The following is a 14,769-nucleotide window of genomic DNA, read 5'->3' as shown; positions in this document are numbered from 1 at the left end:
GGGCCTTTACCGGCCGAGATACGCGGCACCGGCGTTGTCCGTGTCCACCCTAGTATCCACGGCGCGCCGTAGGGCGACATGAACGAGCGTGTGGGGCGAGTGCGCAGCGGGTCCGACTATCGGCGCTTGCGCCGCTCGCGGGCCTCGCGGTCGGCGAAGGGGTCGGAGGCCGGCGCGGTCGAGTCGTCGCGCGAGTCGTAGGGAATTTCGGCCAGCATGCCGAGCAGCGTGCTGGGGATGCGGATGGGGTGGGAGTCGCGCAGCGCCGCGCGCGTCCGACTCTGATCGTCGACCTCGGCCGCGCACTGGGGGCACATCGACAGGTGATGCGCGGCCCGCAGGTGAGCGTTCATCCGCAACTCGCCGTCGACGAACGCGGCGATTGCTTCGACGGACAGGTGCTCGGTGGAACCGAACTGGCGGGGTGCGCCCACGGGCGCGTCGCTCTGGGAGGCGAACTGGGCGGGAAGCCAGGAGAACGCGCGGCGGAACACATGTCCTCGATCGGGCATTACCAGCTCCTTGCCACTCATTCTCATTGCCGCCTCCTCTCGAATGTAGCGCGAGCCGGTGCGCAATACCGCAGCTACGGGCGCAAAGCCGCTGAATATCTACCTGATCGCTCCGCTGCCGAAACAGGCGGGCGACGCTGCCTACGCCGACTGGGCGCGCAGTTCCTGCCGACCGGAGTGGGCGGCCAGGTAGTCCCGCAAGGCTTGGCGTCCGCGGTGGATGCGGCTGCGGACGGTCCCGAGCTTCACGCCCAGGGTGGCACCGATCTCCTCGTAGGACAGGCCTTCGATGTCGCACAGGACGACGGCCGCGCGAAATTCCGGCGGCAGCGAATCGAGCGCGGCCTGCAAATCGGGCCCCAGCCGTGAATCGTGATAGATCTGCTCGGGGTTGGGCTCGTCGGCGGGCACCCGCTCGTAATCCTCGGGCAGCGCCTCCATCCGGATGCGCGCGCGTCGGCGCACCATGTCGAGGAAGAGGTTGGTGGTGATGCGGTGCAGCCACCCTTCGAACGTTCCCGGCTGATAGTTCTGCACGGACCGGAAGACCCGGATGAAGGTCTCCTGGGTGAGGTCCTCGGCGTCGTGCTGATTGCCGGAAAGCCGGTAGGCCAGCCGGTACACCCGGTCGGCGTGCTGGCGTACCAGCTCGTCCCACGACGGCATGGCCGCCTTGTCCCCGGTCGCGTCGAAAACCGCGGTCCCCTGCGGGACGTCCGAGGGCTCCACCCACTCGTCGGTGGGGCGCTCTTGCGCGTGCGACATGCTGGACGGACTGAGAAGAGTGGTGATAATCAATTCCTCCGAATCGGGTGCGCCACCCAGTGGCACTTCGTCATTGACGGCAACAGGCAGCTGCCATTCGGTATTCCCCGTCCAACGCGCTCCGCGATCCATACGGACACCGTCGCGTATCGGCGTATGTGCGGTATATGAACAATCTGAGCTGCGCCTGAGAAACCGTTTCTTGCCCTGCGTTGTGCAGGAAATATCCACCGCGCGGTGACCTTAAACGCGCCGGGCCTCTTGGGCGTGTCGCCAGCGTGCGGTTCAGGCACGCCTGTCCGTTCGTGCGATGAATTGGAATACGCTGCGGGCATGGACGGCACCGACGCAGAAGCCCCTGGCCACACGGCGCCCAGCCGGGCCGAATCGCTGTTTGCCCACGCCGAGGGATCGATATCGGAGGACGCGCTGCTGGCCGCCGCCCGGGAGCGGGCCGTCGACATCGGGGCGGGCGCGGTGACGCCGGCCGTCGGGGCGTTGTTGAGCATGCTTACGAAGCTGAGCGGCGGCAAGGCCGTCGCCGAAGTGGGCACCGGCGCCGGCGTCAGCGGCTTGTGGTTGCTGTCGGGCATGAGCGACGACGGCGTCTTGACCACGATCGACATCGAGCCCGAATACCTGCGGCTGGCCAAGCAGGCGTTCAGCGAGGCGGGCATCGGACCGTCGCGCAGCCGGCTGATCGGCGGCCGCGCCCAAGAGGTGCTCACCCGGCTCGCCGACGAGTCCTATGACCTGGTGTTCATCGACGCCGACCCGATCGATCAGCCGGACTACGTCGTCGAGGGCGTCCGGTTGCTGCGCCCGGGCGGCGTGATCGTGGTGCACCGGGCCGCACTGGGCGGGCGGGCCGGCGATCCGACCGCCCGCGACGCCGAGGTGGTGGCGGTGCGCGAGGCGGCCCGCCTCATCGCCGAGGACGAGCGGCTCACCCCGGCGCTGGTGCCGCTCGGCGACGGCATCCTGGCCGCCGTTCGCGACTGATTCGCACTTTTACGAATTCTTGACGCGGGTCGTCCTTGACCGCGGGCTGAACGCATGTTTAGTGTACTGAACATGCGTTCAGCCGACCTGACGGCCGCCGCCCGGATCCGCGATGCGGCCATCGAGCAGTTCGGCGAGCACGGGTTCGGTGTCGGGCTTCGCGCCATCGCCGAAGCGGCGGGCGTGAGTGCCGCGCTGGTGATCCACCACTTCGGCTCCAAGGAGGGCCTGCGCAAGGCCTGCGAGGACTACATCGCCGAAAAGATCCGCAACACCAAGTCCGAGGCTATCCAGTCCAACGACCCGGCCACCTGGTTCGCCCAGTTGGCAGAGATCGAGGACTACGCACCACTGATGGCATACCTGGTGCGCAGCATGCAGACCGGCGGCGATCTAGCGAACATGATGTGGCGCAGGATGATTGACAACACGGAAGGGTACATGGAAGAGGGCGTGCGCGCAGGGACGATCAAACCCAGCCGCGATCCCCAGGCCCGGGCCAAGTATCTGGCGATCACCGGAGGCGGCGGATTCCTGCTCTACATCCAAATGCACGACACACCAACGGATCTGCGCGCGGTGCTGCGCGACTACTCGCGCGACATGATCCTGCCCGCCCTCGAGGTCTATACCGAAGGGCTGCTGACCGACCGGACCATGTACGACGCGTTCCTGGCTGCCGAAGATCAAGGAGAATTCCATGGCACCTGAAAATTCAGTCGGCTCCGCCCCTGTCGAAATCCGGGGCCTCACCAAGAGATTCGGCGCGGTGCAGGCGCTGGACGGCCTCGATCTCACTGTGCGAGAGGGGGAGGTCCACGGATTCCTCGGCCCCAACGGCGCCGGGAAGTCCACCACGATCCGCATCCTGCTGGGCCTGGTGAAGGCCGACAGCGGTAGCGTGCGGTTGCTGGGCGGTGATCCCTGGACCCAATCCGTTGCGCTGCATCGTCAAATCGCTTACGTTCCTGGTGATGTGACGCTGTGGCCGTCGCTGACAGGTGGAGAGACCATCGACCTGCTGGCCCGCATGCGCGGCGGCATCGACAAGCGGCGCCGCGCGGAGCTGATCGAGCGCTTCGATTTGGACCCGCACAAGAAGGCCCGCACGTATTCGAAGGGCAACCGCCAGAAGGTCTCCCTCATCTCGGCGTTCTCGTCCCATGCCAGGCTGTTGCTCCTGGACGAGCCCAGCAGTGGACTGGACCCGCTGATGGAGAACGTGTTTCAACAGTGCGTGGCGCAGGCCCGTGACCGGGGCACGACGGTGTTGTTGTCCAGCCACATCCTGGCCGAAACGGAAGCGTTGTGCGAACGCGTGACGATCATCCGGGCGGGCAAGACCATCGAAAGTGGTTCGCTGAGCTCCATGCGGCATCTGAGCCGCACCTCGATCAGGGCCGAAATGATCGGCGATCCGGGCGATCTCAGGCGGATCAAGGGCGTCGAGGACATCAGCGTCGAGGGTAATACGCTGCGCGCCCAGGTCGATAGCGAAAGCCTGGGTGAGCTCATCCGCGTGCTCGGTGACGCCGGCGTGAGCAGTCTCGTCAGCCAGCCGCCGACGCTCGAAGAGCTCTTCTTGCGCCACTATGACACGTCCGGAGACGCGTCCGGCGGCGACGGCCGGCACGGGCGCGATGCGCAAAAGGTGTCGTTGTCATGAGCGCGACCACACTGGACCGGCCTCACGCGTCGGCATCGCCTGCGCCCCAGCGCAGTTCGAACTTCTCCGGAACGCTTGCGATGTTGCGGCTATACCTGCGCCGGGATCGGCTCTCGTTGCCGCTGTGGGTGTTTCTGCTGTCGGTGCCGCTGGCGACGGTGTACGTCGGCAGCATCGAAAAGATCTACCCCACCGAGGCCGCCCGTGCCGGGTTCGCCGCCTCCATCATGGCCAGCCCGGCCCAGCGTGCGCTGTATGGCCAGGTCTACAGCGACAGCCTTGGCGCCGTGGGGATTTGGAAGGCCGGGATGTTCCACGTGCTGATCGCGGTGGCCGTCATCCTCACGATGATCCGGCACACCCGCGCCGACGAGGAGAACGGACGGACCGAGTTGGTGGACTCGACCGCGATCGGTCGCTACGCCAGCCTGAGCGCGGCGCTGCTGCTGTCTTTCGGGGCCTCGCTCGGCACCGGCGCGATCGGCGCGGCCGGCCTGCTGAGCACCGACGTCCCGGCGGCCGGGTCACTGGCGTTCGGTGCGGCGCTGGCCTGCTCCGGCCTGGTGTTCACCGCGGTCGCCGCGGTGACCGCGCAGTTGTCGCCCAGCGCCAGGTTCGCCCGCGGTGCCGCGTTCGCCGTCCTGGGAACCGCGTTCACGCTGCGCGCCGTCGGCGACGCCGGGTCGGGCACACTGTCGTGGCTGTCTCCGCTGGGGTGGTCGCTACTGGTCAAACCGTATGCGGGTGATCGCTGGTGGGTGCTGCTGCTGCACCTGGTCACGGCGTCCGCGTTGACCATGGTGGCGTATTGGCTGCTCGCCGGCCGTGACGTCGGCGCGGGGCTCATCGCGGAGCGGCCCGGTCCCGCGACCGCCGCGCCGGCGCTGGGCAACGCGTTCGGGCTGACGTGGCGTCTCGACCGGGCCGCGCTGCTGTTGTGGACGGTCGGACTGTGCCTATACGGGTTGCTGGTGGGCAGCGTGGTGCACGGCATCGGTGACGAGCTGGGCGACAGCGGTCCGGCCCGCGATATCGTCGCGCGGATGGGCGGCACCAGCGCCCTCGAGCAGGCCTTCATCGCCGTGGCTTTCGCCATGATGGGCATGGTGGCCGCCGCGTTCGCCGTTTCGCTCACGTTGCGGTTGCACCAGGAAGAATCCAGCCAGCGAGCCGAAACGGTGCTGGCCGGCGCGGTGTCGCGAACTCGTTGGCTCGCGAGCCATTTGGTGACCGCGCTGGGCGGATCCGCGCTCGCGATGCTGGCCTGCGGGGTAACCGCCGGAGTTGTCTACGGCATCGCGGCCGGCGATGTGGGCGGCAAACTCGCGATGGTCGTCGCAAGCGCGGCGGTCCAACTCCCGGCCGTCTGGCTGTTGTCGGCCGTGACGGTCTGCGTATTCGGCGTCGCGCCGCGGTTCACACCGGTGGCCTGGGGCGTGCTGATCGGTTTCATCGCTCTGTACCTGATCGGATCGTTGGCCCGGTTCCCGCAGTGGTTGCTCGACCTGGAACCGTTCGGGCACATCCCGAGAATTGGCGCCGATTTCACCGCCGTGCCCTTGCTATGCCTACTGGCCATCGACGTAGGGTTGGTAATTCTGGGCGCCCTGGCTTTTCGGCGCCGCGATCTACGCTGCTAGGAGCGAGATGAAAACCGGGATCCGCGTGACGACGACATCCCTCGGAGGCATTCTCTCGTGGGTGTTGATCCTGCTCTTGCCGGCGGGCACGCTGCACTACTGGCAGGCGTGGGTTTTCATCGCCGTGTTCACGGTGGCGACCATCGTGCCCACGGTCTACCTGAGCAGGGCCAACCCCGCGGCCCTGCAGCGGCGCATGCGTGCCGGCCCGCGGGCCGAACCCCGAACCTCGCAGAAGTTCATCATCACCGCCTCGTTCCTGGGTCTCTTCGCGACGATGGTGTTCAGCGCGCTCGATCATCGGTTCGGCTGGTCGTCGGTACCGGTCTGGCTGTCGCTGCTCGGCGATCTGCTGGTGGCGACCGGGCTCGGCATCGCCATGCTGGTGATCGTCCAGAACAACTATGCCGGCGCCACGGTCACGGTGGAAGCGGACCAGACCTTGGTGTCCGGTGGCCTGTATCGATTCGTGCGCCATCCGATGTACGTCGGAAACGTGATCATGATGATCGGTATCCCCCTGGCGCTCGACTCGTATTGGGGGCTGCTCTTCGTCATCCCCGGCACCATCGTGCTCGCGCTGCGCATGTTCGACGAAGAGAAGCTCCTCTTCGACGAATTGCCCGGGTACCGCGAATACGCCGAGCGCGTGCGCTACCGGTTGGTTCCCTACCTCTGGTAGCCGGCGCGCCGAGGGTATTGGCCCGGCGTCGGCGCCACCAGGCGCGACGATGTTGCGGATCAACAACTTTCGCAATGTCGGCGCCGAAGCACGCTTCGCGGTGCGTGACCGAGCTAGATCCAGACGCCCTTGCCCACCGCGACCACACCGCCGGCGCTGATCGCGAAGCGCTCGCGGTCCTTCTCCAGGTCCACCCCGACCATCTCGCCCGGCCCCACGACGACGTTCTTGTCCAGGATCGCGTGGCGCACCACCGCGCCACGGCCGACGCGAGCGCCGGGCATGATCACGCTGCCCTCCACGATCGCGCCGTCGTCGACCACGACGTTGGACGAAAGCACCGAGTTGCGCACCGAGGCCGCCGAGATGATGCTGCCGGCGCCCACCACCGACTCCTGCGCGGAACCGCCGTTGACGAACTTTGCCGGCGCCAGGTTCTCCGACTCGCCGCGGATCGGCCAGCGCTTGTTGTAGAGGTTGAACACCGGATGCACCGACACCAGGTCCATGTGTGCGTCGTAGAACGCGTCGAGCGTTCCGACGTCACGCCAGTAGGCCCGGTCACGGTCGGTGGCGCCGGGCACCTCGTTGTCGCTGAAGTCGTACACCGCGGCCATCCCGTCGTCGACCAGTCGCGGGATGATGTCACCACCCATGTCGTGATCGGAATGGTCGTCGTCGGCGTCCGCGCGGATCGCGTCGATGAGCACCTTGGTGGTGAAGATGTAATTGCCCATCGACACGAACGTCGTCTCGGGGTCGTCCGGGGTGCCGGGCGGATCCAGCGGCTTCTCCACGAATTGGCGGATGCGCCCGGACTCGTCGGAGTCGATACACCCGAACGCGGTGGCCTCGCTGCGCGGCACCCGGATGCCGGCGACGGTCGCGCCCGCCCCGCTGTCGATGTGGAACCGGACCATCTGCTCGGGATCCATCCGGTACACGTGGTCGGCGCCGAAAACCACTATGTAGTCGGGGTCTTCGTCGTAGATCAGATTGAGCGACTGGTAGATCGCGTCGGCCGAACCGGTGTACCAGCGCGGACCGAGCCGCTGCTGCGCGGGCACCGGGGTGATGTACTCACCGGCCAAGCCGGACAACCGCCAGTTCTGTGATATGTGACGGTCCAGTGAATGCGACTTGTACTGCGTCAGAACGCAGATCCGCAAATAGCGGGCGTTGACGAGGTTGGACAGCACGAAGTCGATCAGCCGATAGGCGCCGCCGAAGGGAACCGCGGGCTTGGCGCGATCCGCGGTCAGCGGATACAGCCGCTTGCCCTCACCGCCGGCCAGGACGATGCCCAGCACGTGTGGTGCTTCCCTCATGGTGTCAAACCTATCGGCCGCCGCGAAACGCTGCCAGGGGGAAGGGGCTATTGCCCGCGTTCTGTGGGGCTGTCTGTCAAGGTATTTGGCTGCGCGGGCGCACCGAGGGTGCCGCCCGGCTCGCGGCCGTCCCCGTCGCGGAACTACCGTGCGGGTATGCGGGTGGCGATGATGACTCGGGAATACCCCCCAGAGGTCTACGGAGGGGCGGGCGTACACGTCACCGAACTCGTCAGCCAATTGCGCCGGCTGTGCGCGGTGGACGTGCATTGCATGGGGGCACCCCGGCCGGGCGCCCAGGGCGTGCAGGTGCATCAGCCCGACCCGCGGTTGCATGGCGCCAACGCGGCGATGACGACGCTGTCCGCCGACCTGCTGATGGCCAACGCGGCATCGGCGGCCACCGTGGTGCATTCACACACCTGGTACACCGGCATGGCCGGGCACCTTGCCGCGCTGCTCTATGACGTCCCGCACGTGTTGACCGCGCATTCGCTCGAGCCGCTGCGCCCGTGGAAGGCCGAACAACTCGGCGGGGGCTACCGGATCTCGACCTGGGTCGAACACACCGCGGTGCTGGCCGCCGACGCGGTGATCGCGGTGAGCTCCGCGATGCGCGAGGACATCCTGCGCGTCTACCCCGCGCTGGATCCCGGGGCCGTGCACGTCATCCGCAACGGCGTCGACACCGACGTGTGGTGCCCGGCGGCCCCATCGCAGGGCGAGTCGATGCTGGCCGCACTGGGTGTCGATCCGGACCGTCCTCTGGTGGTGTTCGTGGGCCGCATCACCCGGCAGAAGGGCGTCGCGCACCTGGTGGCGGCCGCCCACCGGTTCAGCCCGGAGGCGCAGGTGCTGCTGTGCGCCGGGGCGCCCGACACCCCGGAGATCGCCGAGGAGATTCGGGATGCGGTCGCCGGCCTGGCCCGCGGACGCACCGGCGTCTTCTGGATCCGGGAAATGCTTCCCATCGGCGAGTTGCGCGAAATCTTATCGGCCGCAGCGGTTTTCGTGTGCCCGTCGGTGTATGAGCCGTTGGGCATCGTGAATCTGGAGGCGATGGCCTGCGGGGCCGCGGTGGTGGCCTCGGATGTGGGCGGGATCCCGGAGGTGGTCGCCGACGGGGTCACCGGGACTTTGGTGCATTACGACCCCGGCGATGTGGCGGGCTATCGGGCCGGACTGACCGAGGCGGTCAACGAGCTCGTCGCCGACCGCGGAAAAGCGCAGCGCTACGGCAAGGCGGGACGCCAACGCTGCGTCGAGGAGTTCTCGTGGGCCCACGTCGCCGAGCAGACCCTGGAGATCTATCGGAAGGTGTGTGCGTAGCACCGCCGAATCGTTCGGCGGCAAGCCCTAGCTGGAGCTTGTGACGCCCTTGAGTTCGTCACCGAGGGCAGCGGCTTCGTCGGGCGTCAGCTCGACGACCAGTCGACCTCCACCTTCAAGTGGTACCCGCATCACGATGCCGCGCCCCTCCTTCGTTGCTTCAAGAGGACCGTCTCCGGTCCGGGGCTTCATCGCCGCCATCGAGTGCTCCCTCCAGGTTCGAGCTGGCCCGCCCGCGCGGACCTGGTCGGCACCGAGCACGCCCCGCCAGCGAACTTCAAGCCATGCCCGGCCACGAACTGACTTATCACCCCTCCATTGTTCCCTATCCAGGTCACCGCTCGTACAAAGACCCACAACTGTGTGCTCAGCGGGCGGTCGCGGGCACCCAGCAACCCCGGATATGGTCGTCGACCATGCCGGTTGCCTGCATCAACGCGTAGGCGGTGGTCGGACCGACGAAGCGGAACCCGCGCCGCTTGAGTTCACGGGCCATGGCCTTCGATTCGTCAGTGGCCGAGGGAATTTGGGATGCGTCGGCCGGGCGTGACCGCGGCGACGGCGCAAACGACCACAGCAGCTCCGCCAGGTCCGCCGGAGTACCCAGCTCGGCGGCCGCGCGCGCGTTGGCGATCGTCGCGTCAATCTTGGCGCGGTTGCGCACGATTCCCTGATCGGCCATCAGCCGCTGCACGTCGTCGTCGCCGTACTCGGCGACCGTCGTGATGTCGAAACCGGAGAACGCGCGCCGGAAATTCTCCCGTTTGCGCAGGATGATCAGCCACGACAGGCCGCTCTGAAAGGCCTCGAGGCTCATCCGTTCGAACAGGGCCACCCCGTCGTGCAGCGGGCGACCCCATTCCTGGTCGTGGTAATCGCGGTACATCTCGAAGTCCGGCCCGGGCCGAATGGCCGCCCAGCTGCACCGAACCAGCTCGTCTTCGCTCACATTCAGTCCTGACGATCCTCGCCCTCGCCGGGTTCCGCCGAATCGTCCTCGGTGTCCTGGTCGGCGGCGGGCGCGGCGTGCACCGCGGCCAGCTGGCCGCGCAGGGCCTCCAGCTCGCGGGCGAGGCGGTCCAGCACCCAGTCCACCTCGCTGGTCTTGTATCCGCGCAGCGTCTGGGTGAACTTGACGGCGTCGACGTCGGAGCCGGTCACCCCGTAGGCGGGCAGCACGGTCGCCGTCGTCCCCCGGGGCAGGGGCGGCAGCTGCTCGCCGCGACCGAACAACAGGCTGGCCGCGCCGAACAGGACGATCGCCACCAGCACCAGGACCACCAGGTACAGCAACACCAACGCCACGGGATCGATACTGCCCTATGCCGCCGACACGGCGATGCCCAGCGTGACCGCGTCGGCGGCTACCGGGGCCTGATCGCCTGCATCGGCGGCCGGTCCGCCAGTGACACCGGCGAGGTGTGCTGGGTGTAGCCCTCGCCGTCGGGCCCGTGGGCCACGAACTGGGTCAGGCCGACCCCGGAGTCGGGGATCCCGCAGCGCGACAGCAGGGTCGCGATGACCTGGCGGCTCATCGCGCCCAGCTCGGCCAGCGGCCGGTTGCGGTGCTCCCGCACGCCCAGGTTGACCTGGGCGATCGCGTCCAGCCCCAGCCGGTCGAAGGTGTCCACCAGCAGTCCGATCTCCACGCCGTAGCCCGGGGCGAACGGCACCGACGTCAGCAATTCGCGGGTGGCCGCGTATTCGCCACCCAGCGGCTGCAGCACTGCGCCCAGCTCGGGGCGCAGCGCCGCGAGCAACGGCCGGGCCACCAGCTCGGTGACCCGCCCGCCGCCGGTCGCGCCCGCGCTGCCGCCCACGTCGGCGACGTTGAGGGGCCGCCGGTAGAAGCTCTTGACCAGGTGAATCCCGCGGGAGGGTGGGCAGGTGAGCAGGGGGCCGACGAGCCACGGCACGAACATCGGGTGCGGGTTGATCAGGTCGGAGTCGACGAACACCACGATGTCGCCGCGGGTGGCCGCCAGCGACCGCCACAACGCCTCGCCCTTGCCGGGCCGTATCGGCACCTCGGGCAGCGCCTGCTCGCGGCTGACCACGCGGGCGCCGGCGGCGACCGCCCGGATCTCGGTGTCGTCGGTGGAGCCGGAGTCCAACACGATCAGCTCGTCGACCAGCCCATCAACCAGCGGTGAGATGCTGTCGATCACCGACTCGATGGTGTCTTCCTCGTCGAGGGCCGGCAGCACCACCGAGATGGTCCGCCCGGCCTTGGCCGCCTCCAGCTCGGCGACGGTCCAGCTCGGACGGTTCCAGCTGCGGTCGCCCAGCCAGGTGTCCCCCGGCCTCGCGGCGAGCATCCCGTCGCTGGCCAGATCGCCGGCGACCAGGTCCGACATCGTCATGCGAGCCCCCTCACCGTGCGGGTCGGCGGGCGCGTCCCCTGGATCGACGCCACCATTTCCAGCACCCGGCGGGTGGCGGCGACCTCGTGCACGCGAAACATCCGCGCACCGGCGGCCGCGGCCAGCGCGGTGGCCGCCAACGTTCCCTCGAGCCGCTCCGTCAATTCCACACCCAGAGTCTCCCCGACGAAGTCCTTGTTACTCAAAGCCATCAGCACCGGCCACCCGGTATCGACGAGATCGCCGACGTGCCGCAACAGCAGCAGCCCGTGGAAGGTGTTCTTGCCGAAGTCGTGGGTCGGGTCGATCAGTACTCGGTCGCGCGCCACCCCGCACGCGACCGCCCGCTCGGCGGCGGCGGTGACCTGGGCGATCACGTCGTCGACGACGCCGCGCGTGGCGGTTCCGTAGTTCACCCGGAACGGGCGCGTGCGCGGCTGCGCGTTGCCGGTGTGCGAACAGACCAGACCCGCCCCGAACTCCGCGGCCACCTCCGGTAGGGCGGGGTCGACGCCGGCCCAGGTGTCGTTGATCAGGTCCGCCCCGGCCGCGCAGGCCACCTTGGCGACCTCGGAGCGCCAGGTATCGGCGCTGATCACGTGGTCGGGATAGGCGTCGCGCAACCATTCGATGAACGGCACCAGCCGGGCGATCTCGGTGTCGGCGTCGACCTCTTGGCCCGGGCCGGCCTTGACGCCGCCCACGTCGATGACGTCGGCGCCGTCGGCCACGGCCCGGTGCACGGCCGCCCGGGCGGCCTCGTCGCTGAAGGTCGCGCCCCTGTCGTAGAACGAGTCCGGGGTGCGGTTGACGATCGCCATGATCAGCGCGCGATCGGCTGACACGGGACGGCCGCAGAACGACGATTGCACGCGTCTATGGTGCCTGGTCGCCGAACAGCGTGCAGTGCCAGGTCGCGAGCGTGACGGCACTGCGAAATCCGACTCGCCCTCTCGCAGTGTGGTTACGCTCGCGACCGGCCGATCGGCGCTGCCGGCCCTACGGGCGTTTACCCTCGGCCACCTCGTCGGGGTACTCGTCGTAGAACGGCACGTAGCCCTCGTCGCGTCCGGCCAGCACGTAGAGCGGGTCCTCGACGTCGGGGCCGTAGGCCTGCTCGCGCAACTCCACCTTGCGGCTCTTGAAGGTCGTGGTCTGCTCGATCGACTCCACCACCCGCACGAACAGCGGCAGCGCGTAGCCGGGCAGCTGCTCGTAGACGGCGCGGGCCAACGACTGCCCGTCGAACTCGGCGCCGTCGCGCAGCTTGACAGCGGCCATCCCGGCGCGACCGCCGGTGCGCGGCACCTCGACCCCGAAGACCGTGCAGTCCTCGACGGAGTCATCGGATGCCAGTGCGGCCTCGACCTGGGTGGTGGCCACGTTTTCGCCTTTCCAGCGGAACGTGTCGCCCAGCCGGTCGACGAACGCCGCGTGTCCCATGCCCTGCGGGCTCATCACGTCGCCGGTGTTGAACCAGCAGTCGCCCTCACGAAAAGCGTTGCGCACCAACTTTTTTTCGCTGGACTCCGGATCGGTGTAGCCGTCGAACGGCTGCAGCCGGTTGACCGGGCTGAGCAACAGGCCCGGCTCCCCGGCCGGCACCCGGCGCACGCGCCCGTCGTCGCCGCGCAGCGGGGCGCCGGTGTCGGGGTCGTACTCGACGTAGGCCAACGGCATCGGGAAGACACCGGTGGAGCGGGGCACGTTGAAGACGTTGATGAACGCGGCGTTGCCCTCGCTGGAGGCGTAGAACTCGCAGACGCGCGCGATCCCGAACCGTTTCGTGAACTCGTCCCAGATCTCCGGGCGCAGGCCGTTCCCGGCGATCACCCTCACCTTGTGCGCTCGGTCGGTCGGCTTGGCCGGTTGGTTGAGCAGGTAGCGGCACACCTCGCCGATGTAGATGAACGCCGTCGCATCGTTGGCGATGACCTCGTCCCAGAACTTCGACGCCGAGAACGACTTGCCGAGCGCCAGCGTCGCTCCCGACGTGATCACCGACGACAACGCGACCGTCAGCGCGTTGTTGTGGTACAGCGGCAGGCAGCAGTAGAGGGTGTCCGAGCTCTTGAGCCGCAACCCGATGCCGCCGAACGCCGCGAGCGCCTTCAGCCAGCGCAGGTGCGTCATGACGCTGGCCTTCGGGAAACCGGTTGTGCCCGAGGTGAAGATGTAGAACGCGGTGTCCCGGGCGTGCACGGCCGACGCCGACGCCGGGTTGGTGGCCGGGGCGCTCGCCGCGAACCGTTCGAGGTCTTCGACGGTCAGCGTCTGGGTGCCGCCCGAGCCCCCGCACTCCGCCACGGCGCTGACCAGATCGGTCTCGGCGATGAGCACCTTGGCCTCCAGCAGGCCGAGACTGTGCGCGAGGACCTCGCCGCGCTGGTGGTAGTTGAGCATGCCGGCGACCGCACCGCACTTGACCGCGGCCAGCATGGCCAGCACGGCGTTGGGCGAGTTGCGCAGCATGATGGCGACGACGTCGCCGTGGCCGACGCCGCGCGCGGCCAGCACCGCGGCGTACCGGTTGGCGGCCGCGTTGGCGTCGCGGTAGGTCAGTTGCTGGTCGCCGAAGCGCAAAAAGATCCGGTCGCCGTAGCGGGCGGCCCGCTCCTGGAACACCGTGCCGATCGATTTCTTGGACCCCGGCTGGGCCGCCAGCCCGGTCAGCACGCCGCGCGCGATCACCGGCAGGTCGGCCAGCACGGCCGGCACCCGAGATGCGATGTCGGTCAGTTTGACCGCCGTGCGCGCTCCCCCGTCACGATCGGACACGTGATCCCCTCGATTCGTTTGGTAAAAGTCAAGCTCGGCGGACAGCCTAGTAGGGGCTGGGACGGGCCGGCGGGCTCAGCCGGGCGCGCACGCGTCCAGCGCCGCGCCCACCTTGTCGACCAGCACCAATCGGTCCATCGCCACCTGGGAGACGTAACCGCTGTCGAGCAAGCCGCACAACCACGTCCACAGCCCCTCGTAGTGGCCGACGGGGTCCAGCAGCACGATGGGTTTGTCGTGGAGACCGAGGTAGGCCGTGGTCCAGGTGTCGAGCAACTCGTCGAGGGTGCCGATGCCGCCCGGCAGCGCGATGAACGCGTCGGCGCGGTCTTCCATGATCTGCTTGCGCTCGTGCAGGGTGTCGCTGACGATCAGCTCGTCGGCGTCCGCGTCGGCGATCTCGCGCCGCATCAAGACCTGGGGGATGACGCCGACGGTCCGGCCCCCGCGGGCCCGCGCCGCGCTCGCCACCGCGCCCATCGCCGAAACGCGGCCACCGCCCCACACCAGCGTCCAGCCGCGCTCCGCGATGGCCTCGCCGAGTTCTGCAGCGACACCGAGCAATTCGGGATGCTGCGGACCGGACGCGCAGTACACACACACCGCCCACTCGCGGGCTGAATCGCGTTCCCCGGGCATATCCGCCAAAGGTAGACCAATTGCGATCACCGCTCATATGTGGGGCTTTCGCCGTGCCGACGGGC

At 68.3% G+C, this 14,769-nt stretch carries 16 protein-coding genes; 6 read left to right on the top strand and 10 right to left on the bottom strand.

Features of this window, described 5'->3' with window-relative positions; genetic code table 11:
* Positions 1-116 precede the first annotated feature (116 nt).
* Positions 117-512 carry an anti-sigma E factor RseA gene (gene rseA, locus OCQ_RS06260; protein ID WP_020821917.1) on the bottom strand — a complete coding sequence of 132 codons (396 nt, stop codon included), beginning with the start codon at positions 510-512 and terminating at the stop codon, positions 117-119.
* 141 nt (positions 513-653) lie between these two features.
* Positions 654-1,409, bottom strand: a complete 756-nt coding sequence (gene sigE, locus OCQ_RS06255) for an RNA polymerase sigma factor SigE (RefSeq protein ID WP_014384063.1) — start codon at positions 1,407-1,409, stop codon at positions 654-656.
* A 201-nt stretch (positions 1,410-1,610) separates the two neighbouring features.
* Between sigE and OCQ_RS06250 the strand changes: the two genes are divergently transcribed.
* The 5 genes from OCQ_RS06250 (at position 1,611) to OCQ_RS06230 (ending at position 6,267) form a co-directional block, all read left to right on the top strand.
* The gene (locus tag OCQ_RS06250; protein ID WP_009956306.1) at positions 1,611-2,279 is read left to right on the top strand and encodes an O-methyltransferase; all 669 of its coding nucleotides are present in this window, start codon (positions 1,611-1,613) and stop codon (positions 2,277-2,279) included.
* 72 nt (positions 2,280-2,351) lie between these two features.
* Positions 2,352-2,990: a TetR/AcrR family transcriptional regulator gene (locus OCQ_RS06245; RefSeq protein WP_009956308.1), complete on the top strand. Its 639-nt coding sequence runs from the start codon at positions 2,352-2,354 to the stop codon at positions 2,988-2,990.
* Positions 2,980-3,945 (top strand): ABC transporter ATP-binding protein, encoded by a 966-nt coding sequence (locus OCQ_RS06240; protein ID WP_014941451.1) that lies wholly within the window; start codon positions 2,980-2,982, stop codon positions 3,943-3,945. Before OCQ_RS06245 ends, OCQ_RS06240 begins: the two co-directional genes overlap by 11 nt.
* Complete coding sequence (locus tag OCQ_RS06235) at positions 3,942-5,585, top strand: ABC transporter permease (protein ID WP_014384062.1); 1,644 nt, start codon at positions 3,942-3,944, stop codon at positions 5,583-5,585. Before OCQ_RS06240 ends, OCQ_RS06235 begins: the two co-directional genes overlap by 4 nt.
* Before the next feature lie 7 nt (positions 5,586-5,592).
* A complete protein-coding gene (locus tag OCQ_RS06230; RefSeq protein WP_009956312.1) occupies positions 5,593-6,267 on the top strand; it encodes a methyltransferase family protein in 675 nt (224 codons plus the stop codon).
* Positions 6,268-6,380: 113 nt separating this feature from the next.
* Here OCQ_RS06230 and glgC read toward each other — a convergent pair whose 3' ends face one another.
* Positions 6,381-7,595: a glucose-1-phosphate adenylyltransferase gene (gene glgC, locus OCQ_RS06225; RefSeq protein ID WP_008254617.1), complete on the bottom strand. Its 1,215-nt coding sequence runs from the start codon at positions 7,593-7,595 to the stop codon at positions 6,381-6,383.
* Between the two features lie 156 nt (positions 7,596-7,751).
* Between glgC and glgA the strand changes: the two genes are divergently transcribed.
* On the top strand, positions 7,752-8,924 hold the full coding sequence (glgA, locus tag OCQ_RS06220) for a glycogen synthase (RefSeq protein ID WP_014384061.1): 1,173 nt from the start codon (positions 7,752-7,754) through the stop codon (positions 8,922-8,924).
* Between the two features lie 27 nt (positions 8,925-8,951).
* Here glgA and OCQ_RS25845 read toward each other — a convergent pair whose 3' ends face one another.
* From OCQ_RS25845 to OCQ_RS06190, 7 genes are all read right to left on the bottom strand, one after another.
* On the bottom strand, positions 8,952-9,125 hold the full coding sequence (locus OCQ_RS25845) for a DUF3117 domain-containing protein (protein WP_003878471.1): 174 nt from the start codon (positions 9,123-9,125) through the stop codon (positions 8,952-8,954).
* Between the two features lie 166 nt (positions 9,126-9,291).
* Complete coding sequence (locus tag OCQ_RS06215) at positions 9,292-9,873, bottom strand: DNA-3-methyladenine glycosylase I (RefSeq protein WP_014384060.1); 582 nt, start codon at positions 9,871-9,873, stop codon at positions 9,292-9,294.
* 2 nt (positions 9,874-9,875) lie between these two features.
* Positions 9,876-10,229 (bottom strand): DivIVA domain-containing protein, encoded by a 354-nt coding sequence (locus OCQ_RS06210; protein ID WP_014384059.1) that lies wholly within the window; start codon positions 10,227-10,229, stop codon positions 9,876-9,878.
* Between the two features lie 59 nt (positions 10,230-10,288).
* Positions 10,289-11,287 carry a glucosyl-3-phosphoglycerate synthase gene (locus OCQ_RS06205; protein WP_014379457.1) on the bottom strand — a complete coding sequence of 333 codons (999 nt, stop codon included), beginning with the start codon at positions 11,285-11,287 and terminating at the stop codon, positions 10,289-10,291.
* A complete protein-coding gene (gene folP, locus OCQ_RS06200) occupies positions 11,284-12,159 on the bottom strand; it encodes a dihydropteroate synthase (protein WP_036397383.1) in 876 nt (291 codons plus the stop codon). The genes OCQ_RS06205 and folP overlap by 4 nt, the downstream gene beginning before the upstream one ends.
* A 127-nt stretch (positions 12,160-12,286) precedes the next feature.
* Positions 12,287-14,065 (bottom strand): long-chain-acyl-CoA synthetase FadD6, encoded by a 1,779-nt coding sequence (gene fadD6, locus OCQ_RS06195; protein ID WP_009956208.1) that lies wholly within the window; start codon positions 14,063-14,065, stop codon positions 12,287-12,289.
* Between the two features lie 75 nt (positions 14,066-14,140).
* Positions 14,141-14,704, bottom strand: a complete 564-nt coding sequence (locus tag OCQ_RS06190) for an LOG family protein (RefSeq protein WP_020188822.1) — start codon at positions 14,702-14,704, stop codon at positions 14,141-14,143.
* Between the last annotated feature and the right edge of the window lie 65 nt (positions 14,705-14,769).

It is taken from the genome of Mycobacterium paraintracellulare (assembly GCF_000276825.1).
In the GTDB taxonomy this organism is placed as follows: Bacteria; Actinomycetota; Actinomycetes; order Mycobacteriales; family Mycobacteriaceae; genus Mycobacterium; species Mycobacterium intracellulare.
This window is presented reverse-complemented; position numbering and strand designations above follow the sequence as displayed.

Coding starts and splice junctions, on each gene's coding strand:
- rseA (WP_020821917.1), bottom strand. CDS start 512: ATGCCCGATCGAGGACATGTGTTCCGCCGCGCGTTCTCCTGGCTTCCC.
- sigE (WP_014384063.1), bottom strand. CDS start 1,409: ATGGATCGCGGAGCGCGTTGGACGGGGAATACCGAATGGCAGCTGCCT.
- OCQ_RS06250 (WP_009956306.1), top strand. CDS start 1,611: ATGGACGGCACCGACGCAGAAGCCCCTGGCCACACGGCGCCCAGCCGG.
- OCQ_RS06245 (WP_009956308.1), top strand. CDS start 2,352: ATGCGTTCAGCCGACCTGACGGCCGCCGCCCGGATCCGCGATGCGGCC.
- OCQ_RS06240 (WP_014941451.1), top strand. CDS start 2,980: ATGGCACCTGAAAATTCAGTCGGCTCCGCCCCTGTCGAAATCCGGGGC.
- OCQ_RS06235 (WP_014384062.1), top strand. CDS start 3,942: ATGAGCGCGACCACACTGGACCGGCCTCACGCGTCGGCATCGCCTGCG.
- OCQ_RS06230 (WP_009956312.1), top strand. CDS start 5,593: ATGAAAACCGGGATCCGCGTGACGACGACATCCCTCGGAGGCATTCTC.
- glgC (WP_008254617.1), bottom strand. CDS start 7,595: ATGAGGGAAGCACCACACGTGCTGGGCATCGTCCTGGCCGGCGGTGAG.
- glgA (WP_014384061.1), top strand. CDS start 7,752: ATGCGGGTGGCGATGATGACTCGGGAATACCCCCCAGAGGTCTACGGA.
- OCQ_RS25845 (WP_003878471.1), bottom strand. CDS start 9,125: ATGGCGGCGATGAAGCCCCGGACCGGAGACGGTCCTCTTGAAGCAACG.
- OCQ_RS06205 (WP_014379457.1), bottom strand. CDS start 11,287: ATGACGATGTCGGACCTGGTCGCCGGCGATCTGGCCAGCGACGGGATG.
- OCQ_RS06190 (WP_020188822.1), bottom strand. CDS start 14,704: ATGCCCGGGGAACGCGATTCAGCCCGCGAGTGGGCGGTGTGTGTGTAC.